The following is a 22,499-nucleotide window of genomic DNA, read 5'->3' as shown; positions in this document are numbered from 1 at the left end:
AGTAGCAAAAGTGGTGTAGGAGCGAGGGCGTAATGAGAATTACATTTGGTTCAAAATATAATCAGATTCAAAACTCACAAGATTCGTTACAAACTAAACTCAATAGACTCAACGCACAAATTGCTTCAGGGAAAAAAATCCAAAATCCCTATGAAAATAGCCACATTTATGAAAGAGATCTACAGCTTGGTTACCAAGAATCAACCCTTACACAAGGGATTGATGTCGCTCAAAACGCCTACAATATGACCATCAATACAGATAAAGCTCTCAATGAATTCAATAAGGCTGTTTTGCAATTCAAAACAAAGCTCATTCAAGTTGCCAACCAACCCCAAAACGCCTCCTCAAGAGTAGCTATCGCCAGTGAACTCTCCGCACTTAGAAACCATATGGTCAATATCGCCAACACCTCAATTGGTGGCGATTATCTTTTTAGTGGAACCAAAGTCAAAACTCAGCCTATTGCCCAAGATGGAAAATATCGGGGTAATAGCCAGAAGCTTGAAGCCCTCATCGGATCTAATGTGCGTGTCCCATACAATATCCCTGGGAGTGATCTGTTTTTTGGTCACAATTCAGACTCTCTAGCAATGGTGACAGGCAATGTCAAAAAATACAATCTCAGCAAACTTCACCCAGAAGTGATGGATAAACTCAACAAAAATGAACCCTCACAAGAGGTATTTATCAAAGCAACAGACACCCTAAGAGATCTCATTGGAGATAATGATGATGATCCCAGCAATGATGGAAAAGTTTATTTTTATTTGCGCGGAATAAGACCAGATGGTTCAAGATTTAAATCAAAATTTGAATTTGATAAGGGCTACAACAATCCTGACAATGCCACAAAAGTCAGTGATTTGCTTGAAAAAATTGGACGAGAATTTGGCAATAATCAAGCCACAAAAGTCGTCGATGTACAACTCAATCCTTGGGGTGAAATAGAAATCAGATCCCTTGTGACAGGAAGCTCCAATCTAGACTTCAATCTCCTAGCAAGCTCAGCAGATGTTGAGAATCTTGATGATCTTGAAAAAAGCGGAGCCCCCATCATTAGCTTCCAAAAAAGTCCATATCTCAGCAGCCACATGGTCTCATCCATCCAAGCCATCCAAAATCCCTACCAAAAGGATCAAATCGCTCTCCCCTCATCTCTGATTTCACAAAAAACAAAATCTCCTGCAAATGTCAATACAAAACTTGATGAGATTTTTAATTCAGAAGTTGTTTCGATTCGTTTTGATGGTGGTTTTTCCAAAAATCAAGATTCTGAGAAAATTCCTCAAATTTTGAGCTTCTCCACAAAAAATACAAAAATTTATGATGTCCTCAAGGATATCGAAGTGTTTTATAGCCAAAATGGACACGATGTCCAAGCCGAGATTGCAGATGGCAAAATCATCCTCACAGATCTTGATGCCAAAAAAACTGGGAAACCCACGACACTAACTCTCACATTGAGCACACACGATCAGATAGGTAATCCCACCAATGGAGTCCCCACAGATTATAAAAACACTTATGATTCTGTCTTTTTTGAAAAAAATGGATCGAAGCTCACCTCAAATATTTCTCAAATTCTGCTTTCTAAAGATGGATTTGCAACAGATCAAACAAAACTTTATGAGGTGGCTGGAGATATTGGAGGACAAGTCTATAATCTATCTCTCAAAGATCACAATGGCAAAGCCATCCAAGCAAAAATAGTCTTTAATCCCAAAGGTGCATATTTTGAACTCCCACGACAACAAATCAACGATGGTCAATCTCCCATCATCAAGATTCCCATCGTCAATCTCAATGAAAAAGGCGCACTCAATCTAGCAACACCACAAGATATGACCTATCGCCAATTTATGGATGCCTTGGCAGTAGTTTTAAATTACTCAAACTTTGATGACAAAGTATATGAAGCACTATCTCAAAATCCTGACAATTACACGCTTGAGCAAAAAGAACTCTATGAAAAGGTTCTTTTGCAATCACAAGGCAAAGTCGAGCTCTCACTCAATCAAAATGGGCAGATTGAAATCAGCGATCGTATGCGATCTCCAAGCCAAATGGAGTTTTCGATGTCCAATACAAATAGCAATGATTTTTCTGCTCAAGCCCTGCGCGACACTCAAACAGGTCTATTACTCCATGCCAATACTGCTCTAAGTGTCAATCGACCACAACTTAACCTTTTTGATTCTCTAGATCAAGCCATCAAAGCTGTCCAAGAAGGGATTTATAGACCAGATGAATTTCCTCATTCTTTCAACCCAAATATGCGCAATATTGGGATTCAAAATAGCCTTGAGGCAATCCAAAATGTTGAAGAACATCTCAACAAAATCATCGCTCTCAATGGATCCTATGGTAAAAGCTTTGAACACTCAATTACCAAAAATGAGATTCTCAAAACTCAAGTGCAATCCTTGCGTGCAGAAAATATGGGAGCAGATGTTGCCGAAGCGTATAACAAATTTCAAAATCTCAGCGCCAATTACAACGCCGTGTTAAACTCAGCAGGCAAAATCAACAAGATGTCGATCCTTGATTATGTCTAATCCTCCTCACATTCCTTAAAACCATGAGAGTTTTACTTATCCTCAATCATCATTCTTTTGTCAAATCACTCAAAGAAAGACTTGAGCAATTTCACTTTCAAGTTGATCTTGCAGAAAGCATCAAAGATGGAAAATACCTCATTGAGATGCGTCATTATGGACTCATCATCGCTCATCAAAATCTCACAGAAGGATCTCTCTTAGAACTTAGCACCTGGATCAAAACCACTTCTATGCAAACATCTATCATCTTTCTTGCATCCAAGTATCGCAAAGAGCTTGAGATTCAATCCCTAAGAAGTGGGGCTGATGATTTTTTGGCAGAACCTATTGATCTAGATATTCTTCTAGCACGGATTGAGGCGCGTTTACGGCTATGGGGATCAAACTCCATCCAAATTCACCAGCTCATCATTCAGCCCAAAGATGAAAAAATCTTCTTTGATGGACACAAAATTGAGATCAAAGGAAAGGCTTTTCAAATTCTTGTGCATTTGGCAAAACATAGGAATCAAATCATCTCCAAAGAAGAGCTTCTAGACTGGATTTGGGAAGAGCCAGAGCTAGTCACTCCCAATGTCATCGAAGTAGCAATCAATCAAATCCGTCAGAAACTTGACAAAACTTTTGGAATCAAAACTATCGATACCATCAGAAAAAGAGGCTATCGTTTCTGTTATTTAGAAGAAGACTGAGAGAAATCCGCAATCAACATCCCCAAAAAACGCCCTGCTTTGTCATAGAACTCGATTCGATATTTTTTACCAAACTTATCGATTGAGTATTGCTTCATCAAATTCTTAAGTTCCACCCTTTCATTGATTTCATTATCATACTTTCCATGAAACCCAATGATATTCACACGCTTGTCTGTATCTTCCAAATATACTTCAAAATAGTGTCTAACCTCAAAGATATCGCCCATCTTCAATCGTTGCTTTTTTCCATCAACTTCGATTTCGACCTCTGGCAAGGCATTGGAAAATTCAAGATATAGAGGAGATAAAGAGCTCAAAACTCGATTCCCATATTTCATCACGATCTGATCTCCTCTAGGCAAAAAGCCTACGATATATTGGTTGGATCGAAACTGCACAGAATCCAATGCTTTATCTTTGGGAAAAGGAAAAAATGCAAGCCTTGGACGCAAGTCAAAAAGTGGAAGCTTGATACGATTCTCAATCTCAATAAATGAGTTACGATTATAAAGTAAGCTATAGATTGTCTGAGGAGTTAGCTTAAAATCTCTTTCAAATTGTACTCCAAGCTCACTTAAAACGCCCTCAATCCCAAGAAGATGGTAATACACGCGCTCATTGAGTGGTAGATTTTTGCTTGCCTCATTGGCAAGAGCAGTTTTTTGGTGTGTAATGGCAAAGTAGGTTAAGCTTTTTTCCATCTCTTTATCATGAAGACGCGTTTGAGTATTGCGCGTATGATAAAGATGCACATCATTGAGTATCTTTTGATTGATCTTTTGTGTGATTTTCTGAGAGAGTTTTAGAAGATCTTCATAATACGCTCCCTGCAACATCTCTTGATCAATGATAGAGCAATTCCCCCAACGATTGGGATTTCTCAAAGAATCAATATAGGTCTGACGATAAAATCCACCTCCATCATGAAGATGATAAATGACTTGAACCTGAGGATTTAAAATAATTGTTTTGATTTTTTGAATCAGCTCATATTCTTTGTCTGCTTGACTTAGAGTGCTAAATTTGCGATTCATATCTCCATAAATTCCGCGGTGATTTCTAAGAATACTATGACGATTGAGATTGGGAACGACCCATACTTCACCCAAGAGAATCTTGTAATGCTGCAAAAATAAATTAGTCGCATTAAATCCTCCAGGTTCATCCCCCTGAATTCCACTAATGATCAATACAAGAGGCTTGGCTTGTTTTTGCGTTGGCATCTTAATGAGATCAAAATCCAAAACATCGCTCCCCATCAAGCAAAGCAAACTAAGAAAAAATCCAACAAATAGCCTCATAGATTTCCTTCATCTTTCTGGGAATATTAGCTTGAAAAATTCAACATAAAGAGGAACAAAAAATGCTTTTGTAAATCATAATTTCCTCACAAAGGACAAAATATGAGTGCTCTTTCCATCTTTGAGAAGCATTTGGGCAAGCAAGAGATTCACACATCTAAGCTCACGCGCAACATCACAGACACCAATCAGCTCATTGGCATTTTACAAACTCTCAATAAGTGCTTAAAGCAATGTCTAGAAGAGTTAAATCATCATGAAAAAGTCAAAGAACTTATTAAAAATTGCACTTTTATGGGAGAAAATTTATTTGAAAGGGAATTTGCACTTCCCAACACAAATCGTCATTTTTATATCGATGATCTCTCATCTCTGATTGAGATCAATTCCAAAGAAGATATCACTTCATTTATCCAAGACAAACAACAAGAAATTTCCATTATCCTAGATGAGATATTTGCCTCTCTTGATCAAGAAGATGATCTAGATTCTCATTACAATCTAGGCTCTCATAAATACTCAACACTATCTCTAGCCTAAAACATAAAAAAAAAGGGGGGGGGGCTAACCCTCCATCAGCTTTCTTCCTTGTTTGTAGAAATTATTCCCTCTTGAATCAATAGCAACAATACATGGAAATCCCTCAACCTCTATGCGAGCAATTGCTTCTGGACCAAGATCAGGATAAGCGATCACTTCATACTTTTTGATACTTTGTGCGATCAAAGCACCAGCACCACCAATACATACAAAATACACAGCCTGATGCTTAAGAATTGCTTCAATCACTTCAGGAGAGCGATACCCTTTTCCTATCATCGCAATTAAGCCACAATCCAGAAGAGCAGGAGTATAAGCATCCATTCTTCCACTTGTTGTCGGGCCAGCCGATCCGATCACTTCTCCTTCCTTAGCAGGACTTGGCCCCATATAATAAACACTCTCTCCACGCAATGAAACAGGAAGTTCTCTTCCTTCTTGAATACTTTGATAAAGACGCTTATGCGCTGCATCCCTAGCGACCAAAAAACTACCATTGATTTGAATATGATCTCCAGCATTTAGCCCTATAAGCTCTTGATGATCAAAAGGAGCTTGTAAAATCTTCATCATCTATCCTTCAAAGTTCGATACTTGCATGACGCGTAGCATTGCAGTTGATATTGATCGCCACAGGTAGCCCAGCAATATGAGTTGGATACCACTCAATATTTACACCAAAAACAGTTGTGCTACCTCCTAGTCCCTGTGGACCGATTCCCAACGCATTGGCCGTATCTGCCAATTCTTTTTCAAGCTTAGCATATCGCTCATCTGGATTTGAGCTTCCAATCTCCCTTACAGCAGCCTTTTTGGCCAAGAGAGCAGCTTTCTCCATCGTCCCTCCAATCCCCACACCTACAAGAAGTGGAGGGCAAGAATTGGGACCTGCCATCTCAAGAGTTTCGACAAAAAAGCGCTTAAGCCCCTCTAATCCTTGAGCTGGCGTAAGCATCTGCAAAGCACTTTTATTTTCACTACCAAACCCCTTGGGAGCGACAATGATTTTCAGCCCATCTCCCTCAACGATATCATAGTGAATGACTGCAGGCGTATTGTCTTGAGTATTTTTTCGATCAAACACAGGATCGCTCACGATCGATTTACGCAAATACCCCTCCTGATATCCCATAGCTACACCTTTTTGGATCGCTTCTTCAAGTGATCCACCCTCAATCCTCACATCTTGACCAATTTCAACAAACACCACACATAGACCAGTATCTTGACAGATAGGGATCTTTTTTTGGCGTGCGATCTCAGAGTTTGTAATCAATTGTGAGAGAATCTCCCTCCCCAAGGGAGATTTTTCAGTGGCATGAGCCTCCCTAAAGGCTCTCAATACATCAGGACTCATATCCCTACAAGCCTGAATACAAAGCTTAGCTACCTCAAATGAGATTTTAGATACTTCAATTGTTTTGATGGTCACTCCTTTAAACACTGATTACATTTTCCATAAATAGTCATAGAGACAAAAGACGGCTGAATATACCGCGTGATCATAGCATTATGGTAAAAAGATTCCATACCAAACTCAATATCTTCAAGTTTTCCACATTCTGTACAAACGATATGTGCATGCTCTCCGCAGTTGATTTCATATCTCTGCTTTTGCAAACTCACCTTGACTTCTTTGACTAGATCTGCTTCACACAAAGAAATGATGTTTTTGTAAATCGTTGCCAAAGAGATCGATGGGTATTCCTTCAAAATATCCTCATAGATCTCCTCAATCGTCGCATGTCCTCGTCGTTGGATTTCTTTTAGAATCGCAACTCTCTGAGGAGTGATTTTCAGTCCGTTTTGTTTTAATCCTTCTTCAAAATTCATAATTACATTCTCCTTTTATCAAAACAAATCCCAAAATTTAATATCTAAAATACGCATCTTAAATGAGAACATATGAGATAATGTTACCCTTTCACTACATATTTTATGGTTTTCATGTCATCTAGGCTAGAATAGCTATTTATTGTCCAAGGAAAGTAAATGTTTGAAATTTTTAGTGAATCTTTTCAAAGTATCGCCAACAAAATCCGTTTTAATGATGATGAGAAGTCTCTTGCGCGCGCCATTGACGAACTCAAAAAAGTTCTTCTAAAAAATGATGTTTATCATAAGGCAGTCAAGGAATTGTTGCAAAAAATTGAACTTCAAACCAAAGCCCAAGGCATAGGCAAACAAAATTTTCTTCAAGCTCTCAAAGATAGTCTTCAAGCATTGCTTGACACCAAGGGAAATCAAGGCTTTGTATTTGCCTCAAGACCACCTACATCTATCCTAATGGTCGGACTTCAAGGAAGTGGAAAAACCACAACGACTGCTAAACTCGCTTATTATCTAAAGAACAAAAACAAAAAAGTTTTACTTATCCCTTGTGATCTCCAGAGAATGGCAGCGGTGGAACAACTTCGACAGCTCGCACAACAAATTGAAGTTGATTTCTTTGAATCATCGGCACAATCTCCCCAACAAGTGGCACAAGAAGCCCTTATCTTTGCTCAAGATAAACACTATGATGTTTTGCTTTTTGACACAGCAGGTCGCCTTGCTATTGATGAGCATCTTATGCAAGAACTTCAAGAAGTAAAAACGATCATTCAACCCTTTGAAACCTTCTATGTGGCTGATAGCTTGAGTGGCCAAGAAGGAGTTCGCAATGCTGAAATCTTCCATCAAAAAATCAAAATCGATGGCGTCATTCTAAGTAAGTTTGATAGCGATAGCAAAGGAGGTATCGCACTCTCAATCGCCTATCAATTAGGGCTTCCTTTGCGTTTTATTGGAAGTGGAGAGAAGGTGGCAGATTTGGATGTTTTCTTACCTGATCGCATCATCTCTCGTCTCATGGGTGCTGGAGATATCGCAACTTTGGCAGAAAAAACTTCAAGCGTCTTTAGTGAAAAAGAAACAAAGGCAATCACCAAAAAAATCAAGAAAGGGCAATTTAATTTTGAAGATTTTCTTGCCCAAATTGAAAATGTCAAAAAACTTGGCAATCTTGGCAATCTTGTAGGGATGATTCCAGGGCTTGGCAATATGGCAGGAGCACTTAAAAATGTCGATCTAGACAATTCCCAAGAAATCAAATCCATCAAATCTATGGTGAATTCGATGACAAAAAAAGAGCGCGAAAATCCAGATCTTCTCAATGGTTCTAGACGCAAAAGAATCGCTCAAGGTGCGGGGCTAGATATCGCTGATGTGAATCGCATCATCAAACAATTTGACAATGCTTCAAAAATGGCCAAAAAGCTCAGTAGCAAAGGGGGGATGCAAAACCTCATGGGAATGATGCAACAAATGAAGGGTAAATTTCCAAGGTAAAAAAATTTTTTTCTTGTAGAATCTAGAGCTAAACTCAAAAAATCAAGGAGGAAGTCATGGAATTTGATTTTTATGCCACGCTTGTGAGCATGGTTGCTGTTTTGCTTCTAGGGCGATTCATCATCAATCGTGTGAAATTTTTGGCTGATTACAATATTCCCGAATCAGTAGTCGGAGGTCTTTTTGTAGCGCTTATGATCACTATTGCCTACAAAACATTCAATTTTCAGATCAACTTTGATAGGTCGCTCCAAGGCCCACTAATGCTTGCATTTTTTGCCTCGATTGGACTCAATGCAGATTTTGCCTCACTCAAAAAAGGAGGGAAAACCCTCATCAAATTTTTGGCAGTCGTTGCAGTTTTACTCATCATGCAAAACCTTGTAGGCATCAGTCTCACCTCAGCAATTGGAGAAAATCCCCTTATTGGTCTATTGGGAGGATCAATCACAATGAGTGGAGGGCATGGGACTGGAGCAGCATGGGCAGCAACTTTCAAAGAAGCTCCATTCTTTTTTAGCAATGGCTTAGAGATTGCCGTAGCATGTGCAACCTTTGGACTTGTTATGGGAGGATTGATCGGAGGTCCTGTCGCTCGCTTTTTGATCAAAAGACACAATCTCCAACTTCCAGAAACTCAAGATAATGAGGATGGAGCATTTGAATCTCCTCAAAAACAACGCCTCATCACAACAACGAGTTTCATCGAATCTTTAGCACTCATTGCTTTTGCACTCTTTGTGGGTATCAAGATTGAAGGGTGGCTTAAGGGAACTGCATTTGCACTTCCTACTTTTGTTTGGTGTTTGTTTGTGGGTGTTATTCTCAGAAATCTCCTCTCACTTTTTAAGATTCATCAAGTTTTTGAACGCGAAGTTTCTGTTATTGGAAATGTCAGTCTCTCACTCTTCCTAGCTTCTGCCCTCATGACGCTCAAACTCTGGGAGCTTGCCAATCTTGCACTTCCACTATTTATCTTGCTCTCATTGCAAGCCATTGCGATGATCTTATATGCTGTGTTTGTGACTTTTCCTGTTATGGGCAAAGATTATGATGCGGCAGTTTTGGCAGCCGGACATTGTGGCTTTGGACTTGGAGCGACTCCTACAGCCATTGTCAATATGCAGGCCGTCACACAGCGCTATGGTCCAAGCCATGTAGCATTTTTGGTTGTTCCGATGGTTGGAGCATTTTTCATCGATATCTTTAATGCCTTTGTGATCAAATTTTTTCTCTCTCTTCCCTTATTTGGATGATGAAAAGAACGATTGCAATTAGTGGCGGAGGGACTGGCGGGCATCTTGCCATCGCCAGAGCCCTCATGCTAGAGTGTCAAAAACAGGGGATTCCATGCATTTTCATCGGATCCCAGTCTGGTCAAGATAAACTCTGGTTTGAGCACGAAAATGGCTTTGAAGCAGTCTATTTTCTCAAAACAAGTGGGGTCGTCAATCAACGAGGACTTGGGCTTTTTAAGACTCTTTCTTCACAATTTTCTGCCTTTATTGAAGCTCAAAAGATTCTCAAAAAACACAATACCTCTTGCGTTTTTAGTGTCGGTGGCTATAGTTCTGCTCCCGCTTCCTTTGCATCTCTTAGGCTTAAAATCCCTCTCTTTATCCATGAGCAAAATGCGATCAAAGGCACACTCAACAAGCTTCTCTCACCATTTGCTCAAACAATCTTTGGAAGCTTTGCAGATAAACACAGGAATTTTGTCCAGACCCCCTACCCCATTCAAGATATCTTCTTCCAATACAAAAGAATCCGCCAAAACATCAAATGCGTTCTCTTTATCGGTGGAAGTCAGGGAGCTGTTGCGATCAACAATTTTGCTCTACAAATCGCCCCTCTCCTTCATCAAAGAGGAATCCACATCATCCACCAAAGTGGTGAGAGAGACTATGAGCGCTTAAGGGCAGAATATGCAAAGCTTCAGATTCCAATCACACTTTTTGCCTTTACAAAAGACTTGGCTTCACAGATGCAAGAGGCTGATCTCTGTTTTGCTCGTGCAGGAGCTTCAAGTGTATGGGAAATGTGTGCCAATGCTCTCCCTTGCGTTTATATTCCCTATCCCTATGCTGCGGGAAATCACCAATATCACAATGCACTTTTTTTCACACAAAAAAAACTTGGACTTCTCGCTCCACAAGAACAGCTCAGTCTTGAAACCCTAAATCAAGCTCTCAGTCTTGATATCCACTCCATCTCCCAAAGACTTCAAGAAGAAATTTCACAAGGCGGAGCCAAGATCATTTTGGATCATATCCTCGAGCATATTCACTCCCACACAATAAAACATTAGTCCATGAGCACTCAACATACACGCCTAGCTAAAATTTTGGAGAAGCTATATCTGGGTGAAACATTGAGAATCTCTTCTCTAGCCAAAGAATTCAACACAAGCACCAAAACAATCCAGCGTGATTTAAAAGAAAGATTGGGGGGTGATATCCTTCTTCGTGAGAAAAATCAATTCAAGCTCAATCCCCTCTATCAATCCCAAAAAGATCGTATCGTTCTTTGCATCCTAGAAAACTTGATCAATCAAGTTGAAGGAAATCTCCACATAGAGCTACTAGGGATTTTAAATAAGCTCAATACTTATCCCAATCCATTTCAAGCTCCACTCACATCCATCATCCACAAAACAAAAGAAATAGAGCAAATCCAAAAAGCCATCAAAAACAAGCTTTTGATCTCTTTTAGTTACAAAAATCAAAAACTCTCACGCATCGCCCCCATCAATCTCTATGTCATTTGTCACACAGTTTATTTAGAAGCCCTAGTTGATCAAGAGAGACACTATTTCACCCTAGATTCAATCTCTGAGTGCAAAATCAGCAGGCAAAAACACTACACACACACCACACCACATCAAGGTGAAAGAATCTCGCTCTTTATCTATCCTCAAGCTCGCAATTATGCACAATCCATCATATGGGGAGAAAATCAAGAAACTTGGCTAGACAAAGATGGCAGTCTAGTTGTGGAGTTTATTTGTGCCAATGAAGATGCATTGATCCAAGCAATTTTGTGCCAAATCCCCCACATCATCGTCTTAGAACCTCAACACATCAAAAATCGAATTGAACAAAAAATCTTAGCCTACATCAAAAAGCAATAATAATTTTAGCGATGCAAACCCACGCTTCTAGCCCGAATCTGCCACCATTGAAATTCCCTATAAGCCCTCACTTGATCTTTTAAAGATTGGGGTGCTTTTTGAGATTTATCCAAAATCTCAACACTCGATGGACCTGCCCATGGAAAATACTCTTCTCCTCCCATATAGATTCCTAGATGGTTTGCAAATATCGTCTCATTGTAAGCAAAGCGCTCAATTTCATCCAAACTCAACATATTTTTCCCTCCATTGCTAAAATATCTAACATCTGAAAGCGAATAAGCCAATAGTGTAGGAAAAATATCTTTATGTGATCCAAGCCTAGCAGAATCAAACCTAAAGCCCACAGCCTCAAGATAAGGCTTGGGGATATAAAGATAAAGCGGGACAGAATAATTGATCAATTCTTTCTTTGGAGGTAAGGGAACCAAACTTCTCATTTTGTGATCCCCAGTGGCTGCGATAATGATTCTCTCTCTCATTGTTGAAGATTTCACAAAATCCAAAAATCTCCCAAAACTATCATTGGCATATTGATATGCCTGTGCAATCAGCTCCCGCTTAGGATTAGGCAGGGCTTGCGTGATGTCCTTTTTGAGAGGAAATAGCTCATAATGGTCTGGGATAATTTCTGGAGGATGATTAGAGATTGTCAAAATGCACACAAAAAGAGGTTTTTTGCTCTCTTGAAGCAAGGTTTGCAACAATTTATAAACATACTCATCAGGGATTCCATAAGCTGTTTGATATTTTTTAGCCTCAGGATAGAGATCAATGATTTTATTGGCATCATAAATCTTATGTCCTCCTTGAGTCACAATATAATCCCCATATCCTGCCCAACTTGCATTCCCAGCAGTCAAAAAGATGACTTCATACCCCCTCTTAGCATACAATTCAAAAGCATTGCCTTCTAAAATCTTCTTTTTGACCTTGCTCAAACCAATATGAGCCACAGGAGATCCGAAAAACAGACCCGAGAAAGAAGCTGCCGTCCCATTAGCATAGGGCAAAAAACGAGTAAATACAAAATCCTCATCAAAGTGTTTGCGCAAACTCCCTAGCAAATCAAAATTTTTCACATCATCAAGTTCCAAAAAATTATTTCCAAAACTTTCCATGAGATTAAGAATCACATGAGGGGGATTGGTCTGTAAAAATTCATTTTTGGGAGTTGTGTCAAAAAATGAAATCTGTGCTTTTGAGAGAAGCTCTTCACCCACTTTTGGATCCACTGGCTCAAAACGATCGCTATTTTTATAATCTCTAATCGCCCATGCAAATGCCATGATGGGATGTGGAACAAGGTGATTGATTTGCTGGATTGAGGAAACATTGCTTTGAGACCTTAAAAGAGGCTCAGAAAAAAACGCACCCCTAACCCCAGCAATAAAAAAGAAAAGAAAAACAAGATTAAATACAATCAGTGCTACTAATTGCTGTATGTGGGAAGGGGGGTTAAAGAGAGATTCTATGCTAGAAGACTTAGCAATTTTTCTAGAAAGAAAATAGCTCAAATATCCAACAGCTAAAGAAAATAAAATCCCCCAAATCAATGGATAGTCCTTCAAAGCAATCTCAAGGATGGCTTTTGTATTATCATCGACAAGACCAAAAATAAAAATATCAATCTGCGTGCGATAAATTTGAAAATAAAAATAATTGATCAGATAAAAAAATGCAAAAACTACCCCAAAAATCCCCATCAAATATGCAAAAAAGCCAAAAAATTTCTCTCTTCCCCACTTGCTTAAGTGACAGATATAACCCAGCAAAAAAGGCAAAACAAGCGCACTGGTCACAATCCGCAGATCATACGCCAAGCCATATTGATAGAGACGGAAAATTGAGCTTAGATTCTCTTGTGTGATCTTCCAATCAAGATAACTGATATGCATCACAAGTCTTGCAATCAAAGCAAAACCCATAAAAATCATAATAAAAGCAAAAATATTAAAAAGTAATTTTTGATTGAAATAAGAAACCTTCATTTTTTCTCCAGATTCAACACAATCAGCACATAGATGAGATCACGCTATAGCCAAGCAAATATCAATAAAGTGACTTGATTCTGATTTTACCCCCCATCCCCCCCATTTCTGTGTCTCTACTTCGTCACGATACTAAAACTCAAATCAAGAATCTCTTTATGAGATTTGATGAAATCATTCAACTCTTCCAGGCTCAATGCTTCAATTTTTTGAAGTTCTTGCTTTTGATAATCCAAATCCAGTCCAAGATAATAATTCCCAAAAGCTGTGCTTAAGCGCTGAGAGAGCGTTTCACTGCGTAATGGCTCGCTTCCCAAAAGAAATTTCTTGGCACTATCCAACTCTTCTTGTGTCACCCCATCTTCCACAAACTCTTTGACCACTTGCTTGACAAGCTTGATGCTTTGATCTTGATTGGCAATTTTTGTCTGAAGATAGCCACTGGCGTATGTAGCGAGTTTGGAGAGATTGATTCTCATATATGCAGAATAAGCCAAACCATTTTTGACCCTGATCTCTTCCATCATTCTTGAACCAAAACCACTCGCCCCCAAAATAAAGCTCATCACCTTGGCCTTATATGCCTCACTCTTATAATCTTTGAGCATAAATGGAGCACCAAAGTAGATATAGGCCTGCTCTGTAGGCTTATATTGGACTTTGCTTTGTGTTTGAGCATTGGCACTATAGGATTTGAACTCACTTTGCTCACCCAAAGGAAGCTTGGATAGCAATGGGTTGAGCTTGGATAGTGTTGATTGGATATCTAGATCTCCTCCCACAACAAGAGTCAAGCGCTTAAGAGAAATTGCATGTGCGATATAAGATTTGACTTGATTCAAAGAGATCGCTTTGATGGCAGCAGGATTTCCATTGGATGGGAATTGCAAAGGTGTGTTTTTAAACAAAAGTTGAGACAATCCCACACTTGCAAGATAATCATAATCATTTTTCTTCGCCAACAAAGATGAGATCGCTTGTTGCTTGACTTTTGAGAGAGCTTTTTCTGTGAGATTTGGGGATTGCAACAGCATTGCTAGCAATTTCAACGCCTCCTCCTCTTGCTCTTTCAAAAAAGAAAGATCAATCTCAAGAAATTCCTGAGAACTAGAAACATGAAGAGAAATCGCTTTCTCCTCCAAAAGAGAGGCAAATTTCACACCGCCAAGTTCCTTTGTCCCCTCATTGAGAAGCAATGATGAAAGATAGGAAAGTCCTTGAATCTCTCCATTGTAAGCACTACCAGATCGAGAAAAAATAAGCTGAATCGCCCCTGTTGGAATGATCGAGCTTTGCTCATAAATCACAGGAACTTCTACCCCATTGACTTCCATCTTACTTAAATCTGCACCGAACATCACGCCTCCTATAAACAAGAAAAATAAACAAAGTTTTTTCATACAAATTCCTCCAAGATATGATAGGCCGTGTCCCTTTTGGCAGGCACGAATCCCAAATCCTTAATCAATGTAATCATCTCTTGTGTATTCATTCTATGGCTTACTCCAGCACTTGAGACGACATTCTCCTCCATCATCACACTTCCCAAGTCATTTGCACCAAACAAGAGGGCAATCTGCCCGATATGACTACCTTGTGTGACCCAAGAACTCTGAATATTTTTGACATTATCCAAAAAAAGCCTAGAGGTAGCCAAGATTCTCAAATAACGATTGGAACTCGCTGCATAAAGATGAGGAAACTCATCATGAAGTGGTGTATGCTTGGGCTGAAAACTCCATGCAATAAAGGCTCTAAAACCACCATATTCATCTTGAAGATTGCGAATATGTTCTAAATGCTCAATAATATCTTCATCTTTTTCTACACTGCCAAACATCATCGTAGCTGTAGTTTTCATACCTATTTTATGAGCTTCTCTATGTACTTCAAGCCACTCACTCACAGAGAGTTTTTTAGGAGCGATCACATCGCGCACACGATCACTCAAGATTTCTGCTCCAGCTCCTGGAATAGAGCTTAATCCCGCAGCTTGAAGACGCAAAAGCACTTCAGAGATGGGGAGTTTGGAAATTTTGGCAATATAATTGATCTCAATTGCAGAAAATCCATGGATTGTGATCATTGGATATTTCTTGTGAATATGAGCTACAAGATCTTCATACCACTCAATCTTAAGTTGTGGATGCACACCACCCTGAAAAAGAATCTGTGTCCCACCGATTGCCAAAAGCTCATCGATCTTGGCATCAATTTCTTCAAAACTCAAAATATACACACCTTCTTCATTGATCCGTCGCTTAAAGGCACAAAACTTGCAATCCACCCAGCAAATATTGGTGTAGTTGATATTGCGATCGATGATAAAAGTTGTGATGTTTTGAGGATGGAGATTTGCCCTTACCTCATTAGCCATTTTTCCTAAAGTCTTCAAAGGAGTTTTTTGCAAAAATTCTAATGCTTCTTGTGTGCTATAGCGCTTCATCAAAATCGTGTCCCCATTGTAAATTCAAAATTTGATGTCTTATCATTTGGGTGAGGCTTGATCGCCCATGGGAAAACAAGCACAATTGGCCCAATCGGTGAAACCCACTCAAGTGCAAGTCCAGCAGACTGACGCATAATAGGATCTGTACTCAATGCATAAGGGAAGTTACGCTTATGATTCCCAATGATCCCAAAATCATAAAAGACAGACAGACGCATCTGCAATGATTCCAAAATCCCATAACTCAACTCAACAGAATTGGTAAACATATAGTTTCCACCCACATATAGTCCATCAGCTCCGATCGGTGCAGGAGAAAGTGAGCCACTCTGATACCCTCTCACTGTGCTAATTCCACCCATTGAGAAAAGATTGTTAATCGGTGTATAGCCTTCTTCAAACACATATCCAGCTTGTGCTTTATAGCGCGCAATCAAATCGATTGGAATCCACTTTTTGAGATAGTGATAAAAGGCAAATTTTCCATAGAGCTTGGTGTAGTTTTCATCTCCCCCAAGTCCAGCATATTCTAGATAAGTGGAAGCGATGATTCCATTTTTGGGGAAATAATAGTCATCTGTGTTGTCAAAGCTCAGACTTGGTGTGAGAGAGATTTTCCATGGATTTGGATTGGTAAAAATCGTGCGATAAAAACTCTCTGTCCCTCCAGCAAAATCTGCAATATTAGTCCGCCCCACACCTAGTGCAAGCGAGAAACGCAATGTATTGGTCAGCAATCGCCCCACAGAAGTTGAGAATCCTGTGTTGTTTTCTGTGTAATTCCAATCCACATAAGAACTTCTAAAAACTTCAAAAGAGAAACTGAAGCGACTATCAAAGATCCTTGGATTTGTCAGACCGATATTATACATTTGACGCGTCTTAGAGATATCCATATAGACCTGACCGCTATTCCCTGTCCCAAAGAGATTTCTCTCTCTGACAGATGCATTGACGGTGATCTTGTCATAGCTTCCATAGCCAAGACCAAACATCAGCTCTCCAGTTCGTGTCTCCACAACACTGACTAAGAGATCCATCGAATCTTCACTGATACGACGCGTATCAATCCTTACAGATTCAAAAAACCCAAGTCTCCTGAGTGCATTTTCAGATTCTCTGACCTTGGTGAGATTATAAAGATCTCCTGGAGCTAGGGCGATTTCACGCCTAATGATTCGATCGCTTGTGCGTGTATTTCCTGAGATGATCACATCGTTGATATAAACCTTCTTACCCACACTCACATAATAAATGACCTTCACCTCTCCATCACTTTTATCTAAATCTGGATTGACATTGGCAAAGGGATAACCGATATCTGCGACTTTTGTTTTGATCGCATCCATATCAGCCCTCAAGGCTTGGACATCAAAATATTCTCCTTTTTTGATTTTGAGGCCTGTATAGAGCTGATCTTCAGAGATGACTGGTGTCTCTAGCACGATCTCTACGCCAGAAACCTTGTAGCGAGTCCCCTCAGTGATCTTGTAGAAAAGCTTGGCGTTGTAGTCATTGAAATTAACACTTAAAAATGGAGAGGACACCTGTGCATCTAAAAATCCTTTGCGCATATATGCATCCTGAATCCTCAAAGGATCATATTCAAGTTCTCCAAGATGAAGTTTTCCATCATTAAGACCCCACATCCACCCCATAAAATCACGCTCTTTGTTCGCACTCAAAGCCTCGATATCACGCACAGAGAGTTCTTTTCTCCCTTCATAGATCGCCTTTTGGATTGTGATTTCATTCCCTTGATTGATATTAATCTTGAGATTGTAGGCATTGCTTTGTGCAATGGACTCAGATTGAAACTCCACCACACTTCCATAATATCCCTTTTGCTCCAAAACAGCCTTGATGGTCTGCTTAGCCTTATCAAGCTTGAGTGAGTCAAACATATCTCCGCGCTTCAAGCCAAGCTGCTCAATAAGAGCTGTGCGATCAGATTCGCTTCCATAACCCTTGACTTCGATACTTCCAATCCTTGGCTTTTCTTTGAAATAAAAGTTCAAAACTCCAGAATCAAAGCTTACCCACACATCTTCAAAATACCCTTGATTATAAAAAGCTCGGATTGCTTTGTCCAATCTTTTGTAATCAAGTTTTTCACCTGTTGGGATATTGGCGATCTCATTAGCGATCACCTCAGAAATATAGATGATATTGTGATATTTGATACTTTTGACGACATCACCTTTTTGAGACTGTGAGAGTTTGGGAGGGATGGGAACTGTGTTAGCGCACACAAACCCCAAAAGCAAGAAAAAAAGAAAGATTTTTTTCAAAATAATTCCTACAATAAAAAGATGATCGATGTCCAAAGGTGCGCATTATATCGAGATTCTGATTTGGAGTTCCTTAGCTTTTTGCAACACATAAAGGTCACACACAGGATCAAAAAACACAAATTCATCGCCACTCTGATTTTTCCCCTCCAAAAGATCTCCAGACTTTCGATAACGCAAGTCTAGCTCAGCGATCTCAAAGCCACTCTTGGTTTGAGCAAACTCTTGGAGTCTTTGGGATTGCTTTTGATGGGTAAATAAAAAACAATATCCCCTCAACCCATTTCTACTCACACGCCCACGCAATTGATGCAAAGTCGCAAACCCCATCCTCTCAGCCCCGACAATCACGATTGTGCTCAATCTTGGAAGCGAGATTCCCACCTCAATCACAGTTGTCGCAAGCAAAATAGATCCTCTATCCCTAAACTCTGCTAGCACCTCATCCTTATTTTTATCTCCTCCATTTGTGCTATAGACTCCCTCAAAATGCTTCATCCAAAACCCTTGAGCTTGACTTAAAGACATATAATCCAAACGCTCGCTCTCCTCCACTAGGGGATAAACAATCGCGATTTGATGATCTTGAGCAATCTCGGCTTGGATATGTCTCAAAAGAGAGGTGAAATCTTCATTTCTAATAATCTGTGTTGAAATATCTTTGCTAAAGGGTGTGTCTTGGATCAAGGTGTGTGCGATCAGCTCTGATTGCAGCATCGCCATCGTTCTTGGAATCGGAGTGGCTGAGAACTGCAAGATATGAGGCTTTTTCCCGCTTTTGCTTGCAAGCTTTTCAAGCGTGTGTCGCTGCATCGTCCCAAACCGATGCTGCTCATCACTCATCACAAGTGCAAAATCACTCAAATCCTCATTTTGATAGAGCAAAGCCTGCGTCCCAATCACAAAATCAAACTCTTCAAAATTCTGCCGCTTAGAATCTCCTACAAACAAACCAATACGCACAAAATCTGGCAAAAACTTTTGAGCCTCACTATAGATCTGATGAGCCAAGATGGTCGTTGGAACCATCAAAATCGATTTGTAAGGATAAGCCATCATCACACTAGCAAGGATCACAATCGTCTTCCCACATCCTACATCCCCCATCACCACACGCCTTGCAGCGATATTTTGTCGCAGATCCAGAGCGATCTGCTCAATGGCTTGCTTCTGTCCTTGAGTGAGTGCAAAAGGCAGAGAATCCACAAAAGGCTGATGATCTCCATCGCATTGAAATTTTGCAGGGAATTCTATTTTTTTTCTTTTTAATTTTTGCAGATGCCAATACACCTCAAGCATCTTGAGTGCCTCAAGAGATGCAGGAGGAAAAGCCTTGTTTTTTTCAAAAAAAGTCACAAAATCCAAAGTTGGATAAAACACCTCCCATAATGCATCAATCATCTCTTGAGGAAAGCCAAGCCTCTCTAGATTCTCGCGTGTGATGAGATGATGCACTTGATTGAGAATCTTGGTATTTTTGGCCTTGTGCTTTGAAAAAATGGGAAGGATTTTTCCAAACTCTTTGACCACCTTTGGCTGAATCATCTCATAACCAAATCGTTTTTGCACAACTCCATATACATATATCACCTCATCAACAGGAAATAATGCTCGATGAAAGGGCTTGGGATGAAAAATGACCATCTCAAGAATCTCATCAAAATCAAGCATTGCAGCCCTTATCTTCAAAGCTTTGGGGGATTTATCATAAGTGATGGGTCTAATTCTAAGCACGCCATAAATGGGAGTTTTGAGAGTTGGAATCAAGGAGAGATTTTGATAAGTTTTGGGAGGATTGAGCAAAGCTTCAATGACCATTTGCGCCTGATTGGGAAAAATCTCTTCTTTCATAAGATCCTAACTTTCATTAATTGATGCTGGAATTTATGCTGGATTGTATCTATTTTGGAATAACTTTTGCTTCTTTGAAGTCAAAATTCATTGAAGAAGGATTAAGAAATGTTACGATCATTGTGGTCAGGTGTAGGCGGAATGCAAGCCCATCAAGTTGCTTTGGATGTAGAATCAAACAACATTGCCAATGTCAATACGGTGGGTTTTAAGTATTCAAGGGCTTCTTTTGAAGATATGCTCTCTCAAGTAGGAAATGCAGCGACTTCTCCACTCAACTCTGGGCTTGGAGGACAAAATGGAAAATCTGTCGGACTTGGTGTAGGGATAGGAGCTACGACTAGGGTTTTCTCACAAGGAAGTCTTCAAAACACAGATGTCAAATCTGACCTTGCGATTGAGGGAGATGGGTTTTTTGTCGTGAGTCCAGACAAGGGTGTGACTCAGAAATTTACAAGAAATGGAGAATTTCTCTTCGATGCCAATGGAAATCTCGTCACCACAGGAGGACAAGTCGTCCAAGGATGGGTCAGAGACAAAAATCTAGAAAACCTCACAGAAAAAACAATGTTCAAAATCGACAACTCCGGTCCAGTTGGCGGAATCCAAGTCGATCCTTCTATGGTTATGCCCGCACACTCCTCTTCTTCAATTTCTTTGCGCGCTAATCTGAATTCTGGAAGAAAAATTGAGCAGATGGAAAGTATCTCTGTCCTTGATTCTGCTGTAAGAACCAAAGCAGATGGAACAGATCCTATCTATGATTCCAACTTCAAACTTCAGCAGAGTGCTGAGGATATGGGTGTGCTTTTCAATGCTGATGGAGATGCAATCGCACTCACAGAAGATCAGGGAATCTGGGTCAGCTATAAAAACTCTCAAATGCTCAGAGAAATCAAAGATGCTCAAGGTGTGAGCACTCTTGGCCTCAATGGTGCACTCATTAGCTTTAGCAATGATTCCAATACCAGCGGGATCACATCCCTCACAGCAGCCAAAGATGCCATCAATGCTGCGACCAAACAAACAGGTGTTACAGCCTATATCGAAAATGGTGTGCTCAAACTTGAAAACAAAAACGATCTTGATGGAAATGAAAATCTCAAAAACATCATCATCACAGATTCTGGAACGGGTGTTTTTGCCAACTTTGCCAATGGAGATGCTGATATCACCTCATTCCGCTACAAATACACCACAAGCAATGAGCCAGATTTCACCACAGGACAATTCAAAACCACAGAACAACTACGCGAACTCATGCAACATGATGCCAATATGGTCAAAAATCCAGATGGCCCATACAAAGACAGCACATCAAGCATATCCGTCACAGTCAACCAAAATGGAATGTTTGAAATCCTCAACAAAGATAATGGAAATGGACAAGATGATATCTTGAGCGTGCTTGTCACAGGATATTCTTCTGATAATGTAGCAAGCAATATTATGTTCAAAGATGCAATGGCAACTCTCAACACATCTGCCCTCATTGAGGGAGGAAGATCCACGACAAGTGAGCGATTCACCAAGGCTGTTCATAATGCAAGTATTGATGTGTTTGATTCTCTAGGTTCCAAACACAATGTCAGAATCGAGTTTTACAAAAGTGGTCCATTGGAGTGGAAATTCCGAGCAATCGTGCCAACTCCAGCACGACTTGTAGGAGCAAGTGAAACATATCCCAACATCTTAGAGGGTGGAAGAGTGACATTCAATGGTGATGGGAGTCTAGCAGGTGTATATCCTCCAATGATTGAGTTTGAGCCCCAAAATGGAGCCAAATCTCCCCAGAGAATCGATCTAGCCTTTGGATCCAATAAAGCATTTGATGGACTCACAAGTGTAGATAAGATCTCTGAAACCTATGCGATTGATCAAAATGGCTATCAGGCAGGGGATCTAGCCGATATTCGATTTGACAACAACGGAACACTTTTGGGAGCTTTTAGCAATGGAAAAACCCTAGCACTCGCTCAAGTAGCTCTTGCAAATTTTGCTAACAATGCAGGACTCCAGCCAGATGGAGGCAATCTCTTCTCTCAAAGCTCCAACTCTGGAGCCCCGATGATTGGAGCTCCCAACACGGGTAAACGAGGTGGAGTAGCAGGAAGCAAACTAGAGATGAGCAATGTCGACCTTAGCCGAAGCCTCACTCAACTCATCGTCACTCAAAGAGGATTCCAAGCAAACTCCAAAGCTGTCACAACTTCTGATCAAATCCTCAACACCCTCCTAGCCCTCAAGCAATAAGCTTGGGGCCTCATCTCATATCAATCCCACCGATTTCAATTCCTCTATTTTAAAAAATTTTTTATCATCAAAGATTATTTAAACTTTATTTATCGATTCTCTCAATA

General features: G+C 40.0%; 17 protein-coding genes. 8 read left to right on the top strand and 9 right to left on the bottom strand.

The annotated features are described in order from the left end of the window. Positions 1-32 precede the first annotated feature (32 nt). Entirely contained in the window at positions 33-2,558 is a 2,526-nt protein-coding gene (gene flgL / locus T391_RS0100840; RefSeq protein ID WP_027326753.1) for a flagellar hook-associated protein FlgL, read from the top strand. 23 nt (positions 2,559-2,581) lie between these two features. Beyond that, positions 2,582-3,253 carry a homeostatic response regulator transcription factor HsrA gene (gene hsrA, locus T391_RS0100835; RefSeq protein WP_027326752.1) on the top strand — a complete coding sequence of 224 codons (672 nt, stop codon included), beginning with the start codon at positions 2,582-2,584 and terminating at the stop codon, positions 3,251-3,253. Here the strand turns inward: hsrA and T391_RS0100830 are convergent. After that, complete coding sequence (locus tag T391_RS0100830) at positions 3,235-4,557, bottom strand: M99 family carboxypeptidase catalytic domain-containing protein (RefSeq protein ID WP_084340073.1); 1,323 nt, start codon at positions 4,555-4,557, stop codon at positions 3,235-3,237. The genes hsrA and T391_RS0100830 overlap by 19 nt on opposite strands. Positions 4,558-4,659: 102 nt before the next feature. Between T391_RS0100830 and T391_RS0100825 the strand changes: the two genes are divergently transcribed. Continuing rightward, positions 4,660-5,097: a flagellar FLiS export co-chaperone gene (locus T391_RS0100825; RefSeq protein WP_027326750.1), complete on the top strand. Its 438-nt coding sequence runs from the start codon at positions 4,660-4,662 to the stop codon at positions 5,095-5,097. Between the two features lie 24 nt (positions 5,098-5,121). On the opposite strand, the gene T391_RS0100820 is transcribed toward T391_RS0100825, so the two are convergent. Genes T391_RS0100820 through T391_RS07495 form a run of 3 tightly spaced genes read right to left on the bottom strand, consistent with a single transcriptional unit; the run spans position 5,122 to position 6,930 of the window. Further along, positions 5,122-5,667 (bottom strand): Fe-S-containing hydro-lyase, encoded by a 546-nt coding sequence (locus T391_RS0100820; protein ID WP_420806123.1) that lies wholly within the window; start codon positions 5,665-5,667, stop codon positions 5,122-5,124. Positions 5,668-5,677: 10 nt separating this feature from the next. Beyond that, positions 5,678-6,523, bottom strand: a complete 846-nt coding sequence (locus T391_RS0100815; protein WP_027326748.1) for a fumarate hydratase — start codon at positions 6,521-6,523, stop codon at positions 5,678-5,680. Between the two features lie 2 nt (positions 6,524-6,525). Continuing rightward, positions 6,526-6,930 (bottom strand): Fur family transcriptional regulator, encoded by a 405-nt coding sequence (locus T391_RS07495; protein WP_051420498.1) that lies wholly within the window; start codon positions 6,928-6,930, stop codon positions 6,526-6,528. A gap of 159 nt (positions 6,931-7,089) precedes the next feature. Between T391_RS07495 and ffh the strand changes: the two genes are divergently transcribed. From ffh to T391_RS0100790, 4 genes are read left to right on the top strand one after another with little or no spacing between them, the layout of a single operon-like run. Further along, on the top strand, positions 7,090-8,427 hold the full coding sequence (gene ffh, locus T391_RS0100805) for a signal recognition particle protein (RefSeq protein WP_027326747.1): 1,338 nt from the start codon (positions 7,090-7,092) through the stop codon (positions 8,425-8,427). Between the two features lie 56 nt (positions 8,428-8,483). Then, complete coding sequence (gene gltS / locus T391_RS0100800; RefSeq protein WP_027326746.1) at positions 8,484-9,683, top strand: sodium/glutamate symporter; 1,200 nt, start codon at positions 8,484-8,486, stop codon at positions 9,681-9,683. After that, a complete protein-coding gene (gene murG / locus T391_RS0100795) occupies positions 9,683-10,735 on the top strand; it encodes an undecaprenyldiphospho-muramoylpentapeptide beta-N-acetylglucosaminyltransferase (protein WP_034583289.1) in 1,053 nt (350 codons plus the stop codon). The genes gltS and murG overlap by 1 nt, the downstream gene beginning before the upstream one ends. Positions 10,736-10,738: 3 nt before the next feature. After that, entirely contained in the window at positions 10,739-11,557 is an 819-nt protein-coding gene (locus T391_RS0100790) for a helix-turn-helix transcriptional regulator (protein WP_027326744.1), read from the top strand. Between the two features lie 5 nt (positions 11,558-11,562). Here the strand turns inward: T391_RS0100790 and T391_RS07490 are convergent, their stop codons facing one another. From T391_RS07490 to recG, 5 genes are all read right to left on the bottom strand, one after another. Then, on the bottom strand, positions 11,563-13,548 hold the full coding sequence (locus tag T391_RS07490; protein ID WP_051420497.1) for an LTA synthase family protein: 1,986 nt from the start codon (positions 13,546-13,548) through the stop codon (positions 11,563-11,565). A gap of 116 nt (positions 13,549-13,664) precedes the next feature. Further along, a complete protein-coding gene (locus T391_RS0100780) occupies positions 13,665-14,948 on the bottom strand; it encodes a M16 family metallopeptidase (RefSeq protein WP_027326743.1) in 1,284 nt (427 codons plus the stop codon). Next, on the bottom strand, positions 14,945-15,994 hold the full coding sequence (locus tag T391_RS0100775) for a dehypoxanthine futalosine cyclase (RefSeq protein ID WP_034583286.1): 1,050 nt from the start codon (positions 15,992-15,994) through the stop codon (positions 14,945-14,947). The genes T391_RS0100780 and T391_RS0100775 overlap by 4 nt, the downstream gene beginning before the upstream one ends. Then, on the bottom strand, positions 15,994-18,288 hold the full coding sequence (gene bamA, locus T391_RS0100770) for an outer membrane protein assembly factor BamA (RefSeq protein WP_233709521.1): 2,295 nt from the start codon (positions 18,286-18,288) through the stop codon (positions 15,994-15,996). Before bamA ends, T391_RS0100775 begins: the two co-directional genes overlap by 1 nt. Positions 18,289-18,333: 45 nt before the next feature. Continuing rightward, entirely contained in the window at positions 18,334-20,139 is a 1,806-nt protein-coding gene (gene recG, locus T391_RS0100765; protein ID WP_027326740.1) for an ATP-dependent DNA helicase RecG, read from the bottom strand. Between the two features lie 108 nt (positions 20,140-20,247). Between recG and flgE the strand changes: the two genes are divergently transcribed. Then, on the top strand, positions 20,248-22,392 hold the full coding sequence (flgE, locus tag T391_RS0100760; protein ID WP_027326739.1) for a flagellar hook protein FlgE: 2,145 nt from the start codon (positions 20,248-20,250) through the stop codon (positions 22,390-22,392). Positions 22,393-22,499 lie beyond the last annotated feature (107 nt).

The organism is Helicobacter pametensis ATCC 51478 (genome assembly GCF_000518225.1).
Taxonomy (GTDB): Bacteria; Campylobacterota; Campylobacteria; order Campylobacterales; family Helicobacteraceae; genus Helicobacter_G; species Helicobacter_G pametensis.
Note: the sequence above shows the minus strand (reverse complement) of the source record. Positions and strands in the feature narration are given on the sequence as shown.